This is a genomic window from Acinetobacter haemolyticus CIP 64.3 = MTCC 9819, from assembly GCF_000369065.1.
Lineage (GTDB): Bacteria > Pseudomonadota > Gammaproteobacteria > Pseudomonadales > Moraxellaceae > Acinetobacter > Acinetobacter haemolyticus.
In genome coordinates this window covers 1-20381 of sequence record NZ_KB849804.1, presented here as the reverse complement: position 1 = coordinate 20381, position 20381 = coordinate 1, and the positions used below count along the sequence as shown (strand labels likewise).

Genomic DNA, 20381 nt, shown 5'->3' with positions numbered 1-20381 from the left:
ACTATTATTTAGGCTAAGCGCATTGTATTCCACACTTTCACTGCATCACTGGTCGCTTTGACATCATGTGCCCGAACAATACTTGCACCCTGTTGAATACTCAACATATGTCCCATCACGCTTCCTACCGCACGATCTGGTGCAGGTACACCATTTAATGCCTCACCAATAAAACGTTTACGAGATAGCCCAGATAAGATGGGATAGCCCATTTGATTAAGCTTCCAAAACTCATTCAACAGTTGAAAGTTCTGTTGGGCATTTTTAGCAAAACCAAAACCTGGATCAATAATAATATTTTCTTTTCTTATTCCAACTGCTAAGGCTTGATCAAGTCGTTGTTGTAACTCAAGCATCACATCTTCAGTTACATCATGATATTGATCTAATTGGTTCATATTGGTTGGTTCACCGCGCATATGCATCAATATCACAGGAATATTAAGTTCAGCGGCCGTTTCCAATGCATGAGGGCGTGTTAAGGCACGAACATCATTCCAGATGTGGGCACCTGCTTGGACAGCGGCCTTTATGACTTCGGGCTGACTGGTATCAATCGACATGATCACTTTATATTGAGATAGTGCCTCAACAACAGGTATTACACGGCGAATTTCCTCTTCGACTGCAACAGGGGATGCATTTGGACGTGTTGACTCTCCTCCAATATCGATGATACCTGCACCATCTTCCATCATTTGTATAGCACGTTGAATCGCTTGGTCTTTTTGATAATGCAATCCACCATCACTAAATGAATCAGGTGTAACATTCAAAATACCCATAATCTGTGGCTGGGATAAATCTAAAGTAAAACGTCCACAGCTTAATTGAGATTGTGGTAATGGCATTAACTGCATCAAAACTCTCCACATTTTAATCAGACTATCTTAGCAAGACAGCCACCCACTCAGAGTTGATTTATTTTCAGCTTCATCGAAAAGTTAAACAAAAAAAGAGCGACCGAAGTCGCTCTTATATTGGATCGCTACATTAGCTCATCGCTGGCAATGGTGGTGGTGTAGATGGACCATCTTTCGGTGGTTCAAAATCAGCCACAGGATTTTCAGCGACATAGACTTTTGGTGGTTGTGGTTCACGACCTTCCATGATGTCACGGATTTGGTCACGATCAATAGTTTCCCATTCCATCAACGCTTTTACCATCGCATGTGCAATTTCTTGGTTGTTTTCTAAGATATCACGTGCAACTTTGTATTGCTGATCAAGAATACGACGAACCTCTTCGTCCACTTTCTGTTGAGTTGCTTCAGAAATAGTACGACTACCAACGTTACCAAAGAAGCCATTGTGATTCTCATCTTCATAAACCATGACACCAAGCGCATCAGACATACCGTACTTAGTGACCATTGCTCGTGCCATTTTTGTCGCACGCTCAAAGTCATTTGATGCACCAGTTGACATTTGATTAATGAAAATTTCTTCAGCAATACGTCCACCAAACAAGATAGATAGTTCATTTAACATCTTGTCTTTATAGTGGCTGGTTTGATCCTGTTCAGGAAGCTGCCAAGTGACACCCAGTGCCCAACCACGTGGCATAATCGTTACTTTATGCACAGGATCAGTACCCGGTAAGATCTCAGCAACAATCGCATGCCCTGCTTCATGATAAGCTGTCGCTCGACGCTCTTCTTCACGAATCACCATCGATTTACGCTCAGGTCCCATGTAGATCTTGTCTTTTGCATCTTCAAAATCATGCATATCGACCGTGTTTTTATTACGGCGAGCAGCAAATAATGCAGCTTCATTCACTAAGTTTGCCAATTGTGCACCAGAAAACCCTGGTGTACCTCGTGCAAGAATCTTAACGTCCACACCAGTGACTGAAGGTAACTTTTTCAAGTGCACGTTGAGGATTTGCTCACGACCACGAATGTCTGGCAATCCAACCATCACTTGACGGTCAAAACGTCCTGGGCGAAGTAAAGCTTTGTCTAATACATCAACACGGTTGGTTGCTGCAATCACGATCACGCCTTCATTGCCTTCAAAACCGTCCATTTCAACAAGCATTTGGTTTAAGGTTTGCTCACGCTCATCATGACCACCACCTGTACCTGAACCACGGTGACGACCAACAGCATCAATCTCATCGATGAAGATGATACACGGCGCATTGCGCTTAGCTTGTTCAAACATATCACGAACACGCGAAGCACCTACACCAACGAACATTTCAACAAAGTCTGAACCTGAGATACTAAAGAAAGGAACTTTAGCTTCACCAGCAATTGCTTTGGCCAATAAGGTTTTACCAGTACCTGGTGGACCAACCATTAACACGCCACGCGGAATCGTTGCACCAAGACGCTTAAACTTAGAAGGGTCTTTTAAGAAGTCTACGATTTCAACCACTTCTTGTTTGGCTTCATCGCAGCCTGCAACATCAGTAAAGGTCACTTTGATTTGGTCTTCAGAGAGCATCTTCGCTTTTGATTTACCAAAACTCATCGGACCATTTTTACCACCGGCTCCCCCACCCATATTGCGCATAAAGAACATGAACAACAGAATAATTAATAAAATAGGGAAACTTGCAATGAGAAGTTGCATCAAAATGCCTTGGCGTTGTGGTGCAATACCTTCAACTACGACATTGTGCTTATTCAAGCTTGGTAGCAACTGAGTGTCTTCTACTTGTGGACGAACAGTCTCGAATGAAGAGTTATCTGTTTTCTCACCACTGATATTTAAACCATCAATTGTAACTTGTTTAATTTGTCCAGCATTCACCGCCGCAACGAAATCAGAATATTTCATCGCCGCAGGCTTATTTCGGTCACTGACGTTGCTAAAAATCAAAATCAGAACACCGAGTATGACGAGCCACAATACGGCATTCTTGAAGTAATCGCTCAAGGCTTTATTCCCATATCAATCTAATTTGATCATACCTAATCTTGGCTGACCTTCACAAAAACAGCAATGGATTTGCGTTACAAAAAACTTAAAAGGTACAAAATGCACAATTTTTAGCAACTTGGCAAGTATACTTTTTATCGCAACGCTTTCTTGCGGCCTTGACCAATCAAAAAAACCTCTTTTGATCGAGCACGGGATGCCGCAGGTTTTGCTGTCTTTAACACATCAAAACTATCGACCACTTGCTTTCTAAACTCATCAAAGCCAGAACCTTGGAACACTTTAACCACAAACTGCCCATTCGGTCCAAGCACTTTTTGAGCAAAGTCCAAAGCCAATTCACACAAATAAATTTGACGTGGTTGATCAACAGCCCTATTACCTGATGTATTGGGGGCCATATCCGAAATTACAACGTCTACTTGACGTCCATTTAAAATATTTAACAATTTTTCGAAAACTTCTTCCTCTCGAAAATCACCTTGTAAAAAAGTGACATCTGGAAGTGCATCCATTTCTAGGATATCAGATGCAATTACAAGACCATTTGATCCGACCAGTTTACCTGCAATTTGAGACCAACTTCCGGGTGCTGCACCTAAGTCAACGACCGTCATTCCCGGCTTAATCATTTTATATTTTTCTTGGATTTCAAGCAGCTTGTACGCTGCACGTGCACGATAACCTTCCTTTTGTGCTTTTTTTACAAAAGGATCATCTAAGTGCTCTCTCATCCATGCACGACTGCTTTTCGACAATTTTTGGTTGGTAATGCGTATTGCCATAACTCACTAAATTTCAAAAAACTTCTGATTGGTCATTGTACGTTAAATTTGGGCTGAATACAGTACAAACACTCATGGATAATACGATCTTTTGTAGATTTTTCTGATTATCATGATCGATGAAATCAACACCAATTCGGGTATTCAAACACATTTAAAACAAAACACCTTCGCATTTTACATGGTAACAAAGCATCAATTAAAATTCCGCAAGCACACCTAAGTTTTGTTATACTAGGTCGTTTTTCGAATCAGGTATTTTTAATGGCGGCTTTATCTATCCATGAACGTAAACGTTTACGTCAAATTGGTCATGCACTTAACCCTGTGGTTATGATTGGCGGTCAAGGTCTTACTGAAAGCGTCATTGAGGAAGCTCAACGTGCACTGAATGACCATGAGTTGATTAAAGTTAAAATTGCTGGCGAAGATCGTGATGCGCGCGCGGCCGTCATTGATGCAATTGTTGAAGCAACAGGTGCTGAAGCTGTTCAGAAAATCGGTAAAATCGTTTTGCTTTATAAAAAAGCAGCGAAACAAAATCAACACCTTTCAAACTTAGTTCGTTTTGCTCATTTAAGTAATAAGTAATCATTATGGCAAGTTATGAACTGTCAGCATTTGATCGCTTTAGTGCCATTACGGTGGTTGGAGCGATTGAGCAACAAACGCCAGCAACATTGAATGTTGGTTTTTGGGTTCGTGACCCAAATCAATTTTTAATTTACCCAGATCAAGTTACTGCGCACCCACGCCATGACTTTTTGTGGGAAAAAACATGTTTTGAAATTTTTGTGGGTGTGAAAGATGAAGATTTCTATAGAGAAATTAATCTTTCCCCTTCTCAAGCTTGGCAAGTTTATCAATTTGAAGAATATCGCTTTCCAGAAGATATGCCACCTATCGCTGCCTATGATATTGAGCTAAATCATTTACAGCGCACACATTATGGTTTGAATGTCAGTCTAGATCTGTCTCAGTTTATGCGACAGCATAAACTCAAATGGTCTGATCTCTATATCGGTCTTACAGCGGTGCTCAATACCACTCAAGGTATGCATTATTTTGCAATGCAACATAGTAGCCCTCAGGCTGACTTTCATAACAAACGTGATTGGTTGCATCAATTTTAAATAAAAAAAAGCGAGAAAAATTCTCGCTTTTTTTATCACTCTGCTCTATTAATTAGCTAGCACGAACTTTATTCCAAGCTTCAACTGCTTGTTCTTTAGTGCGCTTCAAACTGCCCACTAGAGTTTCTTTATGTTTCACAGAAATCTGGCTAATGTCATCTTTCAATTCTTTACTTACTTTCGTTAAATCTTCAATTAAAGCATTTAACTCAGTTTTAAGCGCATTTTTTAACTCAAGCAAGTTACCTTGAGATGAGTTAAGTTGGGTTTTGATCACTTCAATGCGTTCTAGAAGATCTTGTTTAATTTGCGCAAGTTGGTTTTGAATATTTTGATTCAACTCTTTTGCTTCTGTCTCAATCTTTTCTTGAGTTTCTGCAATCACTTCTTTCACTTGCTCTTGAGTCTCTGCAATAACTTCTTTCGCTTGTTCCTGAGTTTCTGCAATCACTTCTTTCGCTTTGGTCGCTTTCACAGCAACAGCTTCTTTGACTTCTGCAGTTTTCTCAGTCACAGTTTCTTTTGCTTTAGCAGTTTTAGCAGCAACGGTTTCTTTAACTTCTTCAACAGTTGTCGCAGTTTGATTTTCAGCCATTTTGATTCCCCTCTATATTGATTGTTGATTTTTTGGCTAGATATAAGATAAATCGCTTTAAGTAAGAATCACCAAAAAATTGTTAGACAATTTGCATAATATCTCACCAGACCGTCATCAAAATGACAGATTTAGCAATAGACCTTTATCCGCTTACAACGTTATTGGAGAGCGAACATTTCTCTATTTAATAATTAAAACACATAGACTTCTGACTTACTCATGCGTATAATGCGCTGTTAAGTTACAAGCGAGCAGACTGGAAGGAGGGGCATGTTTTTGAAAGACAGCCTGCCTTTTTTTATGTCTACTCGCTTTTTTACAGCCCTATTTTTGTGGTCTTAGTTCAGGAGCTTTGGTTTGAGCACCCCCGCCATTTTAGCCCTCGCAGATGGAACGATCTTTAAAGGAACGTCTATCGGTGCATCGGGTAGTACGACTGGTGAAGTCGTTTTTAACACTGCCATGACTGGTTATCAAGAAATTTTGACTGACCCGAGTTACGCACAGCAGCTTGTGACGTTGACTTATCCTCATATTGGAAATACTGGCTGTAATAGTGAAGACGTTGAATCAGGTCGCATCCATAAAGTATGGGCGAATGGTCTGATTATCCGCGATCTTCCTTTATTGCATAGCAACTTCCGTTCTGAACAATCATTAAGTGAATATCTAGAGCAACACAATGTTGTTGCAATTGCAGATATTGACACACGTAAACTCACTCGAATTTTGCGTGACAAAGGCGCGCAAAATGGTTGTATCCTTGCTGGCGAAAATATTACAGAAGAAGAAGCTATTGCAAAAGCACGTGCATTCGGCGGTTTAAACGGTTTAGATCTTGCAAAAGAATGTTGTGATCCAGCAGGTTTTGAATGGACTGAAGGTTCTTGGACTCTAGGTCAAGGTTTCACCCAACCAGAACTTAAATATCATGTTGTTGCATACGATTATGGTGTCAAAACCAACATCTTACGTATGCTCGCAGACCGTGGTTGTAAACTCACTGTCGTTCCAGCACAAACACCAATTGAAAAAGTTTTGGCTTTAAATCCAGACGGCGTGTTCTTGTCAAATGGTCCTGGTGACCCAGCGGCTTGTGACTACGCAATTGAGGCTGTAAAAACACTTGTTGACACCACCAACTTACCAGTATTTGGTATTTGTTTAGGTCACCAAATTTTAGCGCTTGCTTCTGGCGCAAAGACGATGAAAATGAATCATGGTCATCATGGTGCCAACCATCCTGTACAAAATCTTGAGAATGGTACAGTGATGATTACTTCTCAAAACCATGGCTTTGCAGTTGATGAAAGCACCTTACCTTCAAACTTAAAAGTAACGCATCGTTCATTGTTTGATGGTACAAACCAAGGTATTCATCGTACTGACAAACCAGCATTCAGCTTCCAAGGTCACCCAGAAGCGAGTCCTGGTCCACATGATTGCGCGCCATTGTTCGATCATTTTATCGAACTCATCGAAGCAGCTAAGAAGTAATTAAGGAGCGAATAATGCCTAAACGTACGGATATTAAAAGCATCTTAATTATTGGTGCTGGTCCTATTGTCATCGGTCAAGCCTGCGAGTTTGACTATTCAGGTGCGCAAGCTTGTAAAGCATTACGCGAAGAAGGCTATCGCGTTATTTTGGTGAACTCTAACCCAGCAACCATTATGACTGATCCTTCAATGGCGGATGCAACCTATATTGAGCCAATTACTTGGCAAACTGTTGCACAAATCATTGAAAAAGAACGTCCAGATGCAGTTCTTCCAACGATGGGCGGACAAACTGCATTGAACTGTGCCCTTGCCTTAGATGAGCATGGCGTTCTTGAAAAATATAATGTTGAATTAATCGGTGCATCAAAAGAAGCAATTGAAAAAGCTGAAGACCGTAAACTGTTTGACATTGCAATGCGTAAAATCGGCTTAGAATGTCCACGTGCGGATGTTGCTGAAAGCATGGAACATGCATTAGAAATTCAGTCACGTTTTGGCTTCCCTGTCATCATTCGCCCATCGTTTACAATGGGTGGTTCTGGCGGCGGTATTGCGTATAACAAAGAAGAATTTATCGAAATCTGTGAGCGCGGTTTTGACCTTTCGCCGACCAAACAATTATTGATTGATGAATCATTAATTGGCTGGAAAGAATACGAAATGGAAGTTGTTCGTGACAAAAACGACAACTGTATTATCGTATGTGCAATTGAAAACTTTGATCCAATGGGCGTACATACAGGTGACTCAATCACTGTTGCTCCTGCTCAAACATTGACTGACAAAGAATATCAAATCATGCGTAATGCATCGGTTGCTGTTCTTCGTGAGATCGGTGTAGAAACAGGTGGTTCGAACGTTCAATTCGGTATTAACCCGAAAGACGGTCGTATGGTTGTGATCGAGATGAACCCTCGTGTTTCTCGTTCATCTGCACTTGCTTCTAAAGCAACAGGTTTCCCAATTGCAAAAATCGCTGCAAAACTTGCAGTGGGTTATACCCTTGATGAATTGAAAAATGACATCACGGGCGGTGTAACTCCAGCAAGCTTTGAGCCTGCAATTGACTATGTTGTTACTAAGATTCCACGTTTCAATTTCGAGAAATTCCCTCAAGCTGAGCCAGTATTAACCACTCAGATGAAATCTGTGGGTGAAGTCATGGCAATTGGCCGTAACTTCCAAGAATCAGTACAAAAAGCACTCCGTGGCCTAGAAGTAGGCGTAAGTGGTTTTGATGAGAAAGTCGAAGCAGGTACTGCCAACGCGAAAGACATCATCCTAAAAGAACTTAAAGTGCCTGGTCCAGAGCGTATCTGGTATGTTGCTGATGCATTCCGTCATGGTTTCTCACTTGATGAGGTTTTTGAAGCAACCAAGATCGATCGTTGGTTCTTGATTCAAATCGAAGACATCATCAAGACTGAAGCTCAAGTGAAAACTTTAGGCTTTGGTGATTTGAATGCTGACAATATCCGCTCATTCAAACGTAAAGGTTTATCAGACCTACGTATTGCCAACTTGATGGGTATTTCACAGAAACAATTCCGTAAGCAGCGTTGGAACTTGGGTGTTTATCCAGTTTACAAACGTGTTGATACCTGTGCTGCCGAATTCGAATCTGGCACAGCATACATGTATTCAACTTACGATGAAGAATGTGAAGCAAATCCATCAAATCGTGACAAAATCATGGTGATCGGTGGTGGTCCAAACCGTATCGGTCAAGGAATCGAGTTTGACTACTGTTGCGTTCACGCTGCCCTAGCTATGCGTGAAGACGGTTACGAAACCATCATGGTAAACTGTAACCCTGAAACAGTTTCTACAGATTATGATACATCTGACCGTTTATACTTCGAACCAGTAACACTTGAAGATGTACTGGAAATCGTACGTACCGAAAAACCGAAAGGCGTAATCGTACAGTACGGTGGTCAAACTCCTTTGAAATTGGCACGTGCTTTAGAAGAAGCAGGTACGCCAATAATCGGTACATCTCCTGATGCGATTGACCGTGCAGAAGACCGTGAACGTTTCCAACAAATGATTCAACGTCTACAGCTTCGTCAACCAAACAACAGCATTGTAAAATCTGCTGAAGAAGGTATCTCAGAAGCTGCTAAAGTTGGTTATCCACTTGTTGTTCGTCCATCTTATGTATTAGGTGGTCGCGCTATGGAAATCGTATATAACGAAGAAGAACTAAAACGTTATCTTCGTGAAGCAGTACAAGCGTCTAATGAAGCGCCTGTTCTGCTAGACCGTTTCCTCGATGATGCAACTGAAGTTGATGTAGACTGCGTATCTGACGGTAAAGATGTTGTGATTGGCGGTATCATGCAACACATTGAACAAGCCGGTATTCACTCAGGTGACTCAGCATGTTCAATTCCTCCTTACTCTCTTTCACAAGAAGTTCAGGATGAAATGCGTCGTCAAACTGTTGCGATGGCGAAAGAACTTGGCGTTGTTGGTTTGATGAACGTTCAGTTTGCAGTGAAAGGTAACGACATTTATGTACTTGAAGTGAATCCACGTGCATCACGTACGGTTCCTTTCGTATCTAAATGTATCGGTGAATCTTTAGCGAAAGTTGCTGCTCGTTGTATGGCTGGTCAATCTTTGGAATCTCAAGGATTCACTAAAGAGATCATCCCGACTCACTTTGCGGTAAAAGAAGCGGTATTCCCGTTTGCTAAATTCCAAGGTGTTGACCCAATGCTTGGGCCTGAGATGAAATCTACAGGCGAAGTCATGGGTGTAGGTGAAACTTTTGGCGAAGCATTCTACAAAGCTGTGCTTGGTTCAAATGAACGCTTACCAGGTTTGCCAACTGAGGGCGAAGTGAAATATGCATTCTTATCTGTTCGTGAGTCAGATAAGAAATATATTGCGAACATCGCTCAGCAGCTAATTGCTTATGGTTTCAAGCTTGTAGCAACTAATGGTACCTACCAAGTTCTGCAAGAAGCTGGTTTGGAATGCGAAGCTGTGAACAAAGTCACAGAAGGTCGTCCACATATTGTTGACCGCTTGAAAAATGGTGAAATTCATCTTATTGTCAACACAACTGAAGGCAAACAAGCTCAATATGATTCTGCTATGATTCGTCGTGCTGCTCTCCAAGGCAAAGTGTATTACACCACGACCATCAACGGTGCAGAAGCAGTTTGCCAAGCATTTGCTGTGAAATTGCCAATGGATGTATACCGCTTGCAAGATTTACAAACTGTAGGTTAATTCTCTACCGATAAAGTCCCGTCACCTTATCGGTGGCGGGCTTTTTCTTTTTTTAATCCTGTATTTTCCCAACCAATTTAGAGGGGACCAGAATGCAACGTTATCCTATGACTCCCGAAGGCAAGGTTGCCTTAGAGAAAGAATTACAACAGCTAAAAACAGTCGATCGCCCACGTATTACGCAGGCTATTGCTGAGGCACGTGAGCATGGTGACCTCAAAGAAAATGCTGAATATCATGCAGCTCGTGAGCAACAAGGTTTTTGCGAAGGCCGTATTCAAGATATCGAAGGCAAACTCGGTGCTTGCCAAGTAATCGATGTTAAAGATCTTGAGAAAAATGGTCGTGTTGTATTCGGCGTCACGGTAACAATTGAAAATCTTGATACCGAAGAACGTAAAACCTATAAAATCGTTGGTGATGACGAAGCAGATTTTAAAATCAATAAAATCTCAGTGAACTCACCAATCGCTCGCGGTTTATTAGGGAAAAGCGAAGGCGATGAAGCCAAAATTCAAACACCACAAGGTGAGGTTGAATATGAAATCGTGAGCGTGGAATATCTCTAATCCAGCGATAGACTCATTTACAAAAGAACTCTTCATTGGTTGAAGAGTTCTTTTGTTTCAGGCATCTTGTTTATAAATAGAATAAAAATGAGAGATAGCAATGCAAGATCGGCTGATAAGTGCATTGATCTACACCTTTGCAGGAGTTATTCTTGGTATTGGTGTTGCCATCACATGGGCATTTCATGTTAATCCCGCTACCAGTTCTATACTTATTATTGTAAATACAGCCTTGCTCTGTGCTGTTCTCGGTTTTGTATTTCCCAATCAAATTCAACGTCTGTTTAGTTGGCTATGGAAATTTTTCTCCAATTAGCATTCTCTCCCACTTTAAAAGCTATAATGATCCAAGCTTTCATTTAATATTTTATCTCAGTCATGGATCCATTAATCAACTCTCCTGTTAAACACTGGTGTGAGTTCGAGTTTATTTCTAAAACAGTGAAAAACCCCAATATCCATATCAAAGGCAACTACTCCTATTATTCTGCTTTTTGGGATCAAGGTTTTGAACGGTGTGTGGTGCGTTATCTTCATGATAAAGCTTCAACAGCAGAGAAACCGATTGATCAACTTTATATTGGTAATTTTGTCTGCTTTGGTGCTGAGTGCGTGATCATGATGGGTGGTAATCAACTGCACCGTTCTGATTGGATATCGACTTTCCCCTTTGATACGCGTAGCTTTCTTCCAGCAGGAGATACAATCATTGGCGATGGTTGTTGGATCGGCAGTCGTGCTATGATTATGCAAGGTGTCACACTCGGTGAAGGTGCTATAGTTGCAACAGGTGCCATTGTCACTCAAAACGTCCCTCCCTACACCATTGTCGGTGGTGTTCCAGCCAAAGTAATCAAATCTCGTTTCACAGAAACTGAAATTGAAAAACTCCTTTCACTTAAACTCTATGAGCGAGATGAAAAACAAATTTTAAAAATGCGTGAGCAATTGCAAACCAATAATATTGATTCACTGTTAGATTTTTTTGAAAAAAATTCATTTTAACTTATGTAAGTCACTGATAAACAAAACTCTATTTTTTGAAGAAAATTCATTTATTTTTAGTCGTAAAGATTATTTCGCCTATAACTCGAAATAAACACTATCCCTATAAATTTACTAGGTTTTATTTCATAAAAAATAAGTTTAATATGGAAATAAGATAATATTTTAAACAAAATTTTTATAAGCCAATTCAATAGAACATCGTAAAAACAAGGAGTAACAAATATGAGCTATCAAAAAATCTTAGTCGCTATCGATGACTCAGAAACTGCGGATAAAGTCATTCGTGAAGCAGCTCAACTAGCAAAAGCTTTAGACAGTCAAATCACGGTAGTTGGGGTGGTCACTCTAGATCCTTACTTAGCTGATACTTATATCCGCTTTGGACAAAGCAATGAACTTATTGAGCGTGTGAAAGGCTATGTACAGGACAATCTAGACAAAGCAGAACAAAAGTTTGAAAATTTAGGTTTGAGTGTTGCATCTCAAACACTTGAAGGCCTTTCAGTACACCAAGAAATCATTAAAGCTGCACAAAATCTTGGAAGTGATTTAATTATTATGGGCTCTCATGGTCGTACAGGATTTAAACAATTTGTTCTAGGAAGCGTTGCACAGAAAGTTTTGGCAGAAAGCCAACTCCCCGTGCTTATAGTTCGTTAATTACTTTTTAAGTTTAGCGATTAATAACTCAAAAGCATGGTAACTACCATGCTTTTTATTCCAATAAAACAACTTAATTCATTTGAAATCCAAAACTTATGCGTAACGTTATGTATAAGCATTGCAAATAAATAGTAAATTCCCTTCAATCTATTCAATATACATTTGGACTTTTTTTATCAAATGGTCCAACCAAAAATTTTAAAATCAACCTTTCCATTCTCGAAGTAAACGCCCTCTGCTTCTAATAAACACTGCTGAACATTTTCCCCTTTATCATTGATTCTATTAACACTGATTCGTCCTTGTGCATTTATGACACGATACCAAGGCACTTTACTTTCTTGATCCAAATGTTTTAGCACAAATCCAACTAGCCGTGCATGTTTAGGTAAACCTGCTAATTTTGCAATCTGACCATAACTTGCCACTTTTCCATAAGGAATGAGATCAATAACCTCAAGGATTTGGCGATGTAACTCTTGTTCATTCAACGTGATAAAACCTCAAAAAATTGCTATTATGAGCAAAAAATCACACAAACCAATTCAATATTAAAATATTAGAGATCTGGAAATGGCATATAAGAAAATTACGACACTATTGATGATCAGCCTAGTCTGTGTAGCATGCAGTACTAAAGAAAAAAGTTATGTTGAGTTAGAAAAACATCCGATCAAATTACACAAAGAAGAAGAAAGTACCCTACCAGTCGTTTATGTAAGTTTTGTTTATACAACCAATACACCTAAAGCACGCGAGTACGACAACCGAAATCAAATGCTGAAAGAGATTAATATCCTAAACCAATACTTTGTGGATGAAAATAATCAAAAAATCTTTCGGTTCAAGCCTTACCGTTATTTTTCTTATGAAAACTTTAGCAAACGTAACTGTGATTTAGCTTATCAGCTTAATCAACCTCGAAAAATAATTACTGAAAATATTCCTGCTGCTGTAAAACGTTGCTTTCCAGAGCGTAGATCGAAAGAAGTTTTCTTCATTATATACGACTCATATAGTGACAGATTAAAATTTAGGGATGTCACCAGTTGGGGATTCCGTAACACAGGCCAACCATTTATTTTAATTGACTGGCAGAGGTTAAATTATAATATTCAAGCAGCTACACCACACGAAATGGGTCATGCTTTTGGCTTAAAGCATGTCTGTGCACCAGGTGCAAAATTAAAAGATTCAACCAATATCATGACCAGCGCTGATTGTAAGCTCGGCAGTGGTGGTCAACGTAATATCGGATTTAATCGTGAACAACTCTCGACGATAATGGATTATTATCATCGAGCTAAATAGTATTTTGCTTGGAATATAAATTATAGGTTTCATCCTCGACAAACCAATCAATATTTTTTTGGACTGAAATGGCTTCTTTGTCAAAAAAGTTTCTCAACTTATATAAATTGATGCCATGAGAAGCCTTTAACACCAATAAACAACCATCAGAAATATAATCATTTATAGATCCTATAAACTGGTCAACATTTAAAAAAGATTGCATCGCATCACTTTTTTCACATTGAGAAAAAATCTCACCAATGAGAATGATTTTACTAAATTGATTCAATAATTGGTTTTCTAGAATGCTCTGATGTAACTTTACACTATCCATTCCTAACTCTAGCATATCACCTAAGATTAGAATTTTTTCTTGAACCTCTCTAATTTCAATTGATTCCAATAATGATTGAATAGAGATAGGTGAAGAATTATATGCATCATCGATGAGTGGCTTTGTTGCACAAACCTATCTGTAAAAGCTTTTTCAGCGATATAATTTTCAAATGAAGAAGCCTACACACAAAATCTACCGCACAACCAATTGGCCCGCATATAACCGAGCACTCATGAGTCGCGGAAATATTGCCATTTGGTTTGATCCTGCTACGCAATGGTATGCTCCATCAAAAGGCAAACAAGGGCGAAATCAAACCTACTCCGACGCAGCTATCCAATGCTGCTTAATGATTAAATCCTTATTCCGTCTATCTTTACGTATGGTCACTGGCTTTGTGCAAAGTCTGATTAAACTTTGTGGATTAAATTGGACCGCACCAGATTACAGTACGCTTTGTAGAAGACAAAAGCATATTGATATTGCAATCAGCTACCAAAAAAGTAGCGATGGGCTGCATCTACTCATAGACTCTACAGGCATGAAGTTTCTAGGTGAGGGCGAATGGAAACGCAAGAAACATGGACCTGAATATCGTCGCCAATGGCGTAAACTACATATTGGTATAGATGCTGAAACCCTTCAAATACGCGCTATTCAACTCACTACAAATAATGTCAGTGATTCACAAGTGCTTGGTGATTTACTCGATCAGATTCCACAAGATGAGCAGATTGACTCTGTTTATACCGATGGAGCTTATGACACCAAGCAATGCCGTCAGGTCATTGCAGATCGGCAAGCGCATGCGGTGATTCCACCTAGAAAAAATGCGAAACCATGGAAAGATACAAAGATCAGCTCGCTAGAACGAAATGAATTACTTCGAACAGTTAAACGTTTAGGCAGGAGACTATGGAAAAAATGGTCAGGCTATCATCGACGAAGTTTGGTGGAAACCAAGATGCATTGCATTAAATTATTAGGCGATAAATTAATGGCAAGAAGCTTTCCTAGTCAGGTGAATGAAATTCATGCACGTGTAGCAGTCCTCAACAGGTTTACGGAATTAGGTCGACCACTTACCCAAGTTACGCCTTAAATTTGGCTCAATTAGGGGCGCTTTGCATTTCAAATCTTTGTGCAACAAAACCCTATATCGATGTACGTAGGCTAAGAGTTGATCATAATTCTTTATATCTCGATTTAAAATTACTTGACCATCTACACTTAGACCATTTGCAATTCGGCTTTTAAAATCTGCAGTTTGATTTTCATCATATCCCTTTTGACCGACTCCTATTTCAGTAATAATTGCAATATCAGGACGTATTAATTGACTAATCCCCCCATCTTTCATCCAGAGTGCTGACATTGCTGTTTCTAGAATTAAGTAATTGGGCTCAACCATCGCATTGGATAACGTCAACTTTACCCCTGTACGAGAATTATGATTTCCATAAGTTGCATAGGTTGACCCATAGTTTTGCAAGAGTAAATTAAGATAGTTTTTAGTGCTCGTTTTTCCAACTGTTCCTGTAATCGCAATTGTTTTACTCTTAATATTTTCTCTCATATATTCAGCACATTGATGAATGAACTGATAAGAATCCTCTACGATATATTGTGGCAGATGTGAAGGTAAGTCTGGTATAGGTCGCTGTACAACAACTCCTTTTACCTGATCATGAAACGTATGTAAAAGATCATGTGTATCCTCCCATTTTGCATATACACCTGTATTACCAGTCCCTTTTAACCATGTCTCCTTGTCCATCGCTACAAATAATGTTTCATCTTTTTTACAATTCAACTTATTTTCAGAAATATGCTGAACAAACCAGTCTTCTTTAGGCTCGATATACCATTTTCCAGACATTATTTCTTTGATATTATTCTTATTTATAATCATTTTTTCACCATTTAGAAATAATTCACGTATGCCACATATCCAGATAAATTATGTTCTTGATCATCTATTCGTGTTCTAAAACGGTCATGTCGTACATAAAAAGCATTTAAGATTTTATCTGGCCTTGCCATATACATTGCAACTTCTGGATAAAAGAAGCCACTTCTTTGAAACTCACTTCTGATTTCAATCAATTCTTTTAATTTGTCAAATTCAGCTTTGGCATAAAGATCATCATAACCTTGTTCTTTTAATCGATTTACCATTTTATATGCAGACATTAACATTTCTAAAAATGTTGCATATGCTGTCTTTCTATTTTTAATAAAGTTCATATGTTTTAAATAGTTGTTTAAGCCGAACTGAAAATATTGTTCTTCAGGACAAATTTTCGTGAGTTCATTGGTACAATAACTTAACCAATGATCATGATATTTTTCATACTTTTTCTCAATAAAATGCTCAAACATACGTTTTACTGTTATTAGGAGCTTTTCATCATGATTAATTTGATAAAGTCTTAGCAATGCTAATGCTGCTTCTCCATCATAGTACACGATGCGGAATTTTTCTTTGACGTCTAAACTAGGATAATGCAAGACATGTGTTGTTTCCCCCTTGTCATCAACCATTTCCATAATCCCATTTGCAATCGCTTCAGCATATTTTAAATAGCGGTCATCTTGGGTAAGTTCTTGATATTTTGTAAGCATGAGAATAGCCGCAGCGTTTGATCCTAGCTTAATTTCTGGGTCTTTTTCTCCATCTATCATAAATGCAGTATTACTTTGTTTTTCTTTATAAAAAGTATCAATAGCATACTGAATTGCACTATAAACCTTTGGCCAATAGGCTTGTTTTTCTTTAACTTCAAAACTTTCGATTAATGCATATACCGATGTGCAATGGCGAACCGTATTGTAGCTTTTTAATTCACGGTCAAATGCTGGAAAATAACCATAAATGAATCGCCCATCTTCTTGGATTTGTTGCGCTAAAAACTCCGCATTTTTTTCAATCAAATGCTCTAAATGTTCTTTTTTATCGTCTATAAGTTTCCTAACACCATTTTGACAACCACCACTTTGCAATTCGATAAATTGATTACCTTCATATATTGCGCCATGTGTTTCGAAAGTCCATACAAACTGAAGCTGATCTAAAATTATATTTTTTTGAATATTAGGATATTTTTTCTTAATCGCATTATTTAAATTTTGCTCATCAAAAAAGTTAGGCTGATCATATCGCAAGCCTCTTATTATTGCTCGTCCATAAATTTCTTGCTCAAGAAATGCAATATTAAAATTTTCATCTAAACTAATACCTTTGCGGTAATGATTATTATGTTCTTGATTCATAACTTGATAAACAACACTTGGCCATGCCTGTTGTTCAATTTGATAAGCAATATCTATTTTTATAAAGTTAAGCTGAGTTTTATTTTTTTCAAAAATTTTATCAACAAAGCTAAATAACCTTTTCTTAATCAAATGTACATTTTTATCAGCATTATTCCATACATTGCATCTCTGATCTTTTGTTCCATAAGATAAGAAAATGCAAAACACGTTTTCATTTATTTTTTTATCTTCAATTTCTTTATCTATCCAACTCTCTAATTTCTTTTTAAAGTCTAATAATTCATTATAAATTTGAACGCCCATATCTTCCACTTTATTGATTATAAACATTATCCTGTCTCAAAATATAGCATAGAACTTTTGTTTGAATATATGAATTTACTTATTTAAATAAAAAAGAGAGCTCGAAAGCCCTCTTTTTTATCAATCTAGATTAGAACAACAGTTGGTTGTTTTGTAATAGCTCTTCTAAAGAAGTATCTACATTTTTCAGTGTAAGAAGTTCTGTAGAACTATGTACTCCAGCACCACCATCACGATCAATGCTAATGATTGTATCTGTACCATCAAAGTCTACGCTTACATAAGCACTCAGAGAAGCAGCACTACCATCTCCTGCGTAGCCAACTAACAGATCACTAATGTCGATCTTATCGGCTTCGCTATCTATAGCTGTATCTCCGACATGGAAGTTGAACCATGTGTCATGACCATTTCCACCAGTACCATTTGCAGCATTTAACAGATCAAAGATTAGGGTATCTGAGCCACCATTTGCAGTATTGATCGTATCATTACCTGCACCAGCATAGATCAGATCATCTCCAGCACTGTCAGTAATAATATCATTACCTGTACTGCCTTGGATCGTGTAGCCGACATTGATATTCAAGGTCGCAGTTATAGTATCACCATTCAAATGAGTTACTGTATAAGTGAAGCTCTCACTACCGCCTCCAGTCGTCGATGATGGTGTATAACTGTAGTCACCATTTGCACTAATCACCAGATTACCATGTAGGCCTTGGATGATCGTGCCATATGAGACATCAATTACATTACCATTTGCATCTGTTACTTGAAGTTGAGTGAATGTAGAGCCAGTTGCATCATTTCCGAAGATATTACCTTCTGCTTCAATCGTATTCGATACCACATATTGATCAAGATAAGTAACATTTACATCTGTATTGATACCAACTAGCGCCGCCAATCCACCTAATAATGGTTGTTGTAAGGTTGTTTGAATACGGTATGTTCCAGCTGCTAGATCTAAAGTAGATAGGTCTAGTGATGCCAATGTACCAAGCAATGAGATAATTCCTGAGTAACTATCATTCGCTACAGTTGTCCAAACCCCGCCTACATTCATTTGTAGATTTAAATTAAGGTTTACTGTTCCAGCAGTTGCCAAAGAGTTAACCGTAATCAATCCATACGCATCCATATTGGAACCTAATGTGAATGTGCCTGAAGTGTAAGTTTGAGTCGTTGCTAAAATACCTAGCAATGACGCTGAGGCATTGAAGTAATCCTCATCCACTTCATTCACCATCACTAGTGATGATGTATCAACATCATCTGTTGCGACAAATGTGAATGTTGCAGGCTCTGATGGATCAGCAGGATTCCATGTCATATCTACAACGCTACTGTCAAGATGGAAGTACAGCGTCGCTGTCGCAGCATTTGGTCCACCGATAGGATCAGACAAGGTATAAGTGAACTGATCCACTTGACCTAAACCTGTTACATTACTATATGGTGTGTAGGTATAACTACCATTTGGATGAATTACTAAAGTACCATAGGTACCTTCTATAGTCGTTCCACCAGCAACAACTGCTTCGCCATTGACACTACTTACTGTTGTAAATACTGTCGCTGTATCCGCACTACCATCGATACCAGCATCGGTGATTACGTTACCTGATGCTGCTACAACCTCATAACCTCCAACTTGTGATAAGTCATAAAGATCCATGGTCGCGGATAAAGTTCCAACCAATCCAACTCCAAGTAATCCATCAAAGGCCATAAAGGCACGGTATTGTCCAGCTTCTAAACCATCCACAGTAATTGTGGTTCCACCGAACAATGACAAGCTTAATAGATCAGCTTGACCTGGACCTGAAATCGCTGTCCATTGTCCTGTTGCTTCATCAAATTTCTGAAGAACAAGTACATAGTCAGCCAACGCATCCGCACTAATCAGTGCACTATAGTTGAACGTCATATCTCCTGTATGACCTTCATCAATGTTGAAGCCAATGCCTGCCGAGCCGAGCTGTAGATCAAGCCCTGCTAGAGAAGCGAGTAACAAGTAAGTATGACTACCAGATGGAATATCATCACCGACAAGCAAGGCTTGTGGATTGATTTCTGCAACATTCAGATCATCTGTTGCAACAATATCTACTGTTGCAGGTTGAGATGGATCTGCTGGGTTCCATGTCATATCGACATCATCACTATCTATATGTAGATAGAGAGTTGCACTTGCAGTTTGACCTGTTACTGGATCAAGCAAGGTATAAACGAATGGATCCACTTGTCCCAAACCTGCATCACCACTAAATGGTGTGTAGGTATAACTGCCATCTGGATTAATCACCAAGGTACCATAGAGTCCATCAATGGTTGTTCCACCATCTACTACGGCTACACCATTTACCATACTGACAACGGTGGTGTCTGTAATAACATCAACATCACCATCAATGCCAGCATCAGTAATGACGTTACCTTCAGCGGCTATAACTTCATAACCACCAATTTGCGATTGATCGTAAAGATCTGCGGTTCCTGATAAAGTACCTAGTAATCCTACGCCAAGTAATCCATCAAAGGCCATGAAGGCACGGTATTGACCAGCCTCAAGTCCATCAACCGTTACTGTAGTACCACCGAACAATGACAAGCTCAATAGATCAGCTTGACCTGGACCAGTCACTGCAGTCCATTGTCCTGTTTCTTCATCAAATTTTTGAAGAACAAGTACATAGTCAGCCAACGCATCCGCACTAATCAGTGCACTATAGTTGAACGTCATATCTCCTGTATGACCTTCATCAATGTTGAA

Annotated in this window: 19 protein-coding genes; 10 read left to right on the top strand and 9 right to left on the bottom strand. The window is 39.0% G+C overall.

The window, feature by feature from the left end:
- Positions 1-8: 8 nt before the first annotated feature.
- From folP to rlmE, 3 genes are all read right to left on the bottom strand, one after another.
- Positions 9-860: a dihydropteroate synthase gene (gene folP / locus F927_RS10080; RefSeq protein ID WP_005084367.1), complete on the bottom strand. Its 852-nt coding sequence runs from the start codon at positions 858-860 to the stop codon at positions 9-11.
- A 133-nt stretch (positions 861-993) separates the two neighbouring features.
- A complete protein-coding gene (ftsH, locus tag F927_RS10075; RefSeq protein ID WP_004640283.1) occupies positions 994-2889 on the bottom strand; it encodes an ATP-dependent zinc metalloprotease FtsH in 1896 nt (631 codons plus the stop codon).
- A 137-nt stretch (positions 2890-3026) separates the two neighbouring features.
- Entirely contained in the window at positions 3027-3677 is a 651-nt protein-coding gene (gene rlmE, locus F927_RS10070; RefSeq protein WP_004640284.1) for a 23S rRNA (uridine(2552)-2'-O)-methyltransferase RlmE, read from the bottom strand.
- Between the two features lie 264 nt (positions 3678-3941).
- Here rlmE and yhbY point away from each other — a divergent pair, with 264 nt between their 5' ends.
- Together yhbY and F927_RS10060 are read left to right on the top strand one after the other, a co-directional pair.
- Positions 3942-4268, top strand: coding sequence for a ribosome assembly RNA-binding protein YhbY (yhbY, locus tag F927_RS10065; RefSeq protein ID WP_004640287.1), 327 nt, complete (start codon positions 3942-3944; stop codon positions 4266-4268).
- 5 nt (positions 4269-4273) lie between these two features.
- Positions 4274-4810, top strand: coding sequence for a DOMON-like domain-containing protein (locus F927_RS10060; RefSeq protein WP_005084362.1), 537 nt, complete (start codon positions 4274-4276; stop codon positions 4808-4810).
- A gap of 52 nt (positions 4811-4862) precedes the next feature.
- On the opposite strand, the gene F927_RS10055 is transcribed toward F927_RS10060, so the two are convergent.
- Positions 4863-5405, bottom strand: a complete 543-nt coding sequence (locus tag F927_RS10055; RefSeq protein ID WP_004640291.1) for a hypothetical protein — start codon at positions 5403-5405, stop codon at positions 4863-4865.
- A gap of 360 nt (positions 5406-5765) precedes the next feature.
- On the opposite strand from F927_RS10055, the gene carA reads away from it, so the two are divergent.
- The 6 genes from carA (at position 5766) to F927_RS10025 (ending at position 12390) form a co-directional block, all read left to right on the top strand.
- Positions 5766-6905 (top strand): glutamine-hydrolyzing carbamoyl-phosphate synthase small subunit, encoded by a 1140-nt coding sequence (gene carA / locus F927_RS10050; protein WP_004640293.1) that lies wholly within the window; start codon positions 5766-5768, stop codon positions 6903-6905.
- 14 nt (positions 6906-6919) lie between these two features.
- Entirely contained in the window at positions 6920-10153 is a 3234-nt protein-coding gene (carB, locus tag F927_RS10045; protein ID WP_005084359.1) for a carbamoyl-phosphate synthase large subunit, read from the top strand.
- Positions 10154-10245: 92 nt separating this feature from the next.
- Complete coding sequence (gene greA / locus F927_RS10040; RefSeq protein WP_004640296.1) at positions 10246-10722, top strand: transcription elongation factor GreA; 477 nt, start codon at positions 10246-10248, stop codon at positions 10720-10722.
- 100 nt (positions 10723-10822) lie between these two features.
- The gene (locus tag F927_RS10035) at positions 10823-11038 is read left to right on the top strand and encodes a hypothetical protein (RefSeq protein WP_004640299.1); all 216 of its coding nucleotides are present in this window, start codon (positions 10823-10825) and stop codon (positions 11036-11038) included.
- 62 nt (positions 11039-11100) lie between these two features.
- Positions 11101-11727, top strand: a complete 627-nt coding sequence (locus F927_RS10030) for a CatB-related O-acetyltransferase (RefSeq protein WP_004640300.1) — start codon at positions 11101-11103, stop codon at positions 11725-11727.
- Positions 11728-11952: 225 nt separating this feature from the next.
- The gene (locus F927_RS10025) at positions 11953-12390 is read left to right on the top strand and encodes a universal stress protein (RefSeq protein ID WP_004640302.1); all 438 of its coding nucleotides are present in this window, start codon (positions 11953-11955) and stop codon (positions 12388-12390) included.
- Between the two features lie 179 nt (positions 12391-12569).
- On the opposite strand, the gene F927_RS10020 is transcribed toward F927_RS10025, so the two are convergent.
- Positions 12570-12884, bottom strand: coding sequence for an MGMT family protein (locus F927_RS10020; RefSeq protein ID WP_005084354.1), 315 nt, complete (start codon positions 12882-12884; stop codon positions 12570-12572).
- Between the two features lie 82 nt (positions 12885-12966).
- Between F927_RS10020 and F927_RS10015 the strand changes: the two genes are divergently transcribed.
- Positions 12967-13704, top strand: coding sequence for a hypothetical protein (locus tag F927_RS10015; RefSeq protein ID WP_005084352.1), 738 nt, complete (start codon positions 12967-12969; stop codon positions 13702-13704).
- Here F927_RS10015 and F927_RS10010 read toward each other — a convergent pair.
- Positions 13697-14134, bottom strand: a complete 438-nt coding sequence (locus F927_RS10010; protein ID WP_111841924.1) for a UDP-N-acetylmuramoyl-tripeptide--D-alanyl-D-alanine ligase — start codon at positions 14132-14134, stop codon at positions 13697-13699. The genes F927_RS10015 and F927_RS10010 overlap by 8 nt on opposite strands.
- Positions 14135-14192: 58 nt before the next feature.
- Here F927_RS10010 and F927_RS10005 point away from each other — a divergent pair, with 58 nt between their 5' ends.
- Entirely contained in the window at positions 14193-15125 is a 933-nt protein-coding gene (locus F927_RS10005; RefSeq protein WP_020846310.1) for an IS5-like element IS17 family transposase, read from the top strand.
- Here the strand turns inward: F927_RS10005 and F927_RS10000 are convergent.
- The 3 genes from F927_RS10000 to F927_RS09990 form a co-directional block, all read right to left on the bottom strand.
- Positions 15093-15935, bottom strand: coding sequence for a Mur ligase family protein (locus tag F927_RS10000; RefSeq protein WP_020846311.1), 843 nt, complete (start codon positions 15933-15935; stop codon positions 15093-15095). The genes F927_RS10005 and F927_RS10000 overlap by 33 nt on opposite strands.
- Before the next feature lie 11 nt (positions 15936-15946).
- Positions 15947-17602, bottom strand: coding sequence for a glycoside hydrolase family protein (locus tag F927_RS09995; RefSeq protein WP_020846312.1), 1656 nt, complete (start codon positions 17600-17602; stop codon positions 15947-15949).
- Positions 17603-17732: 130 nt separating this feature from the next.
- A partial coding sequence (locus F927_RS09990) for a BapA/Bap/LapF family large adhesin (RefSeq protein WP_005084343.1) occupies positions 17733-20381 on the bottom strand: 2649 nt, incomplete at its 5' end.

Coding starts and splice junctions, on each gene's coding strand:
- folP (WP_005084367.1), bottom strand. CDS start 860: ATGCAGTTAATGCCATTACCACAATCTCAATTAAGCTGTGGACGTTTT.
- F927_RS10035 (WP_004640299.1), top strand. CDS start 10,823: ATGCAAGATCGGCTGATAAGTGCATTGATCTACACCTTTGCAGGAGTT.
- F927_RS10030 (WP_004640300.1), top strand. CDS start 11,101: ATGGATCCATTAATCAACTCTCCTGTTAAACACTGGTGTGAGTTCGAG.
- F927_RS10005 (WP_020846310.1), top strand. CDS start 14,193: ATGAAGAAGCCTACACACAAAATCTACCGCACAACCAATTGGCCCGCA.
- F927_RS10000 (WP_020846311.1), bottom strand. CDS start 15,935: ATGATTATAAATAAGAATAATATCAAAGAAATAATGTCTGGAAAATGG.
- carB (WP_005084359.1), top strand. CDS start 6,920: ATGCCTAAACGTACGGATATTAAAAGCATCTTAATTATTGGTGCTGGT.
- yhbY (WP_004640287.1), top strand. CDS start 3,942: ATGGCGGCTTTATCTATCCATGAACGTAAACGTTTACGTCAAATTGGT.
- F927_RS10025 (WP_004640302.1), top strand. CDS start 11,953: ATGAGCTATCAAAAAATCTTAGTCGCTATCGATGACTCAGAAACTGCG.
- greA (WP_004640296.1), top strand. CDS start 10,246: ATGCAACGTTATCCTATGACTCCCGAAGGCAAGGTTGCCTTAGAGAAA.
- F927_RS09995 (WP_020846312.1), bottom strand. CDS start 17,602: ATGGGCGTTCAAATTTATAATGAATTATTAGACTTTAAAAAGAAATTA.
- F927_RS10055 (WP_004640291.1), bottom strand. CDS start 5,405: ATGGCTGAAAATCAAACTGCGACAACTGTTGAAGAAGTTAAAGAAACC.
- rlmE (WP_004640284.1), bottom strand. CDS start 3,677: ATGGCAATACGCATTACCAACCAAAAATTGTCGAAAAGCAGTCGTGCA.
- F927_RS10015 (WP_005084352.1), top strand. CDS start 12,967: ATGGCATATAAGAAAATTACGACACTATTGATGATCAGCCTAGTCTGT.
- F927_RS10060 (WP_005084362.1), top strand. CDS start 4,274: ATGGCAAGTTATGAACTGTCAGCATTTGATCGCTTTAGTGCCATTACG.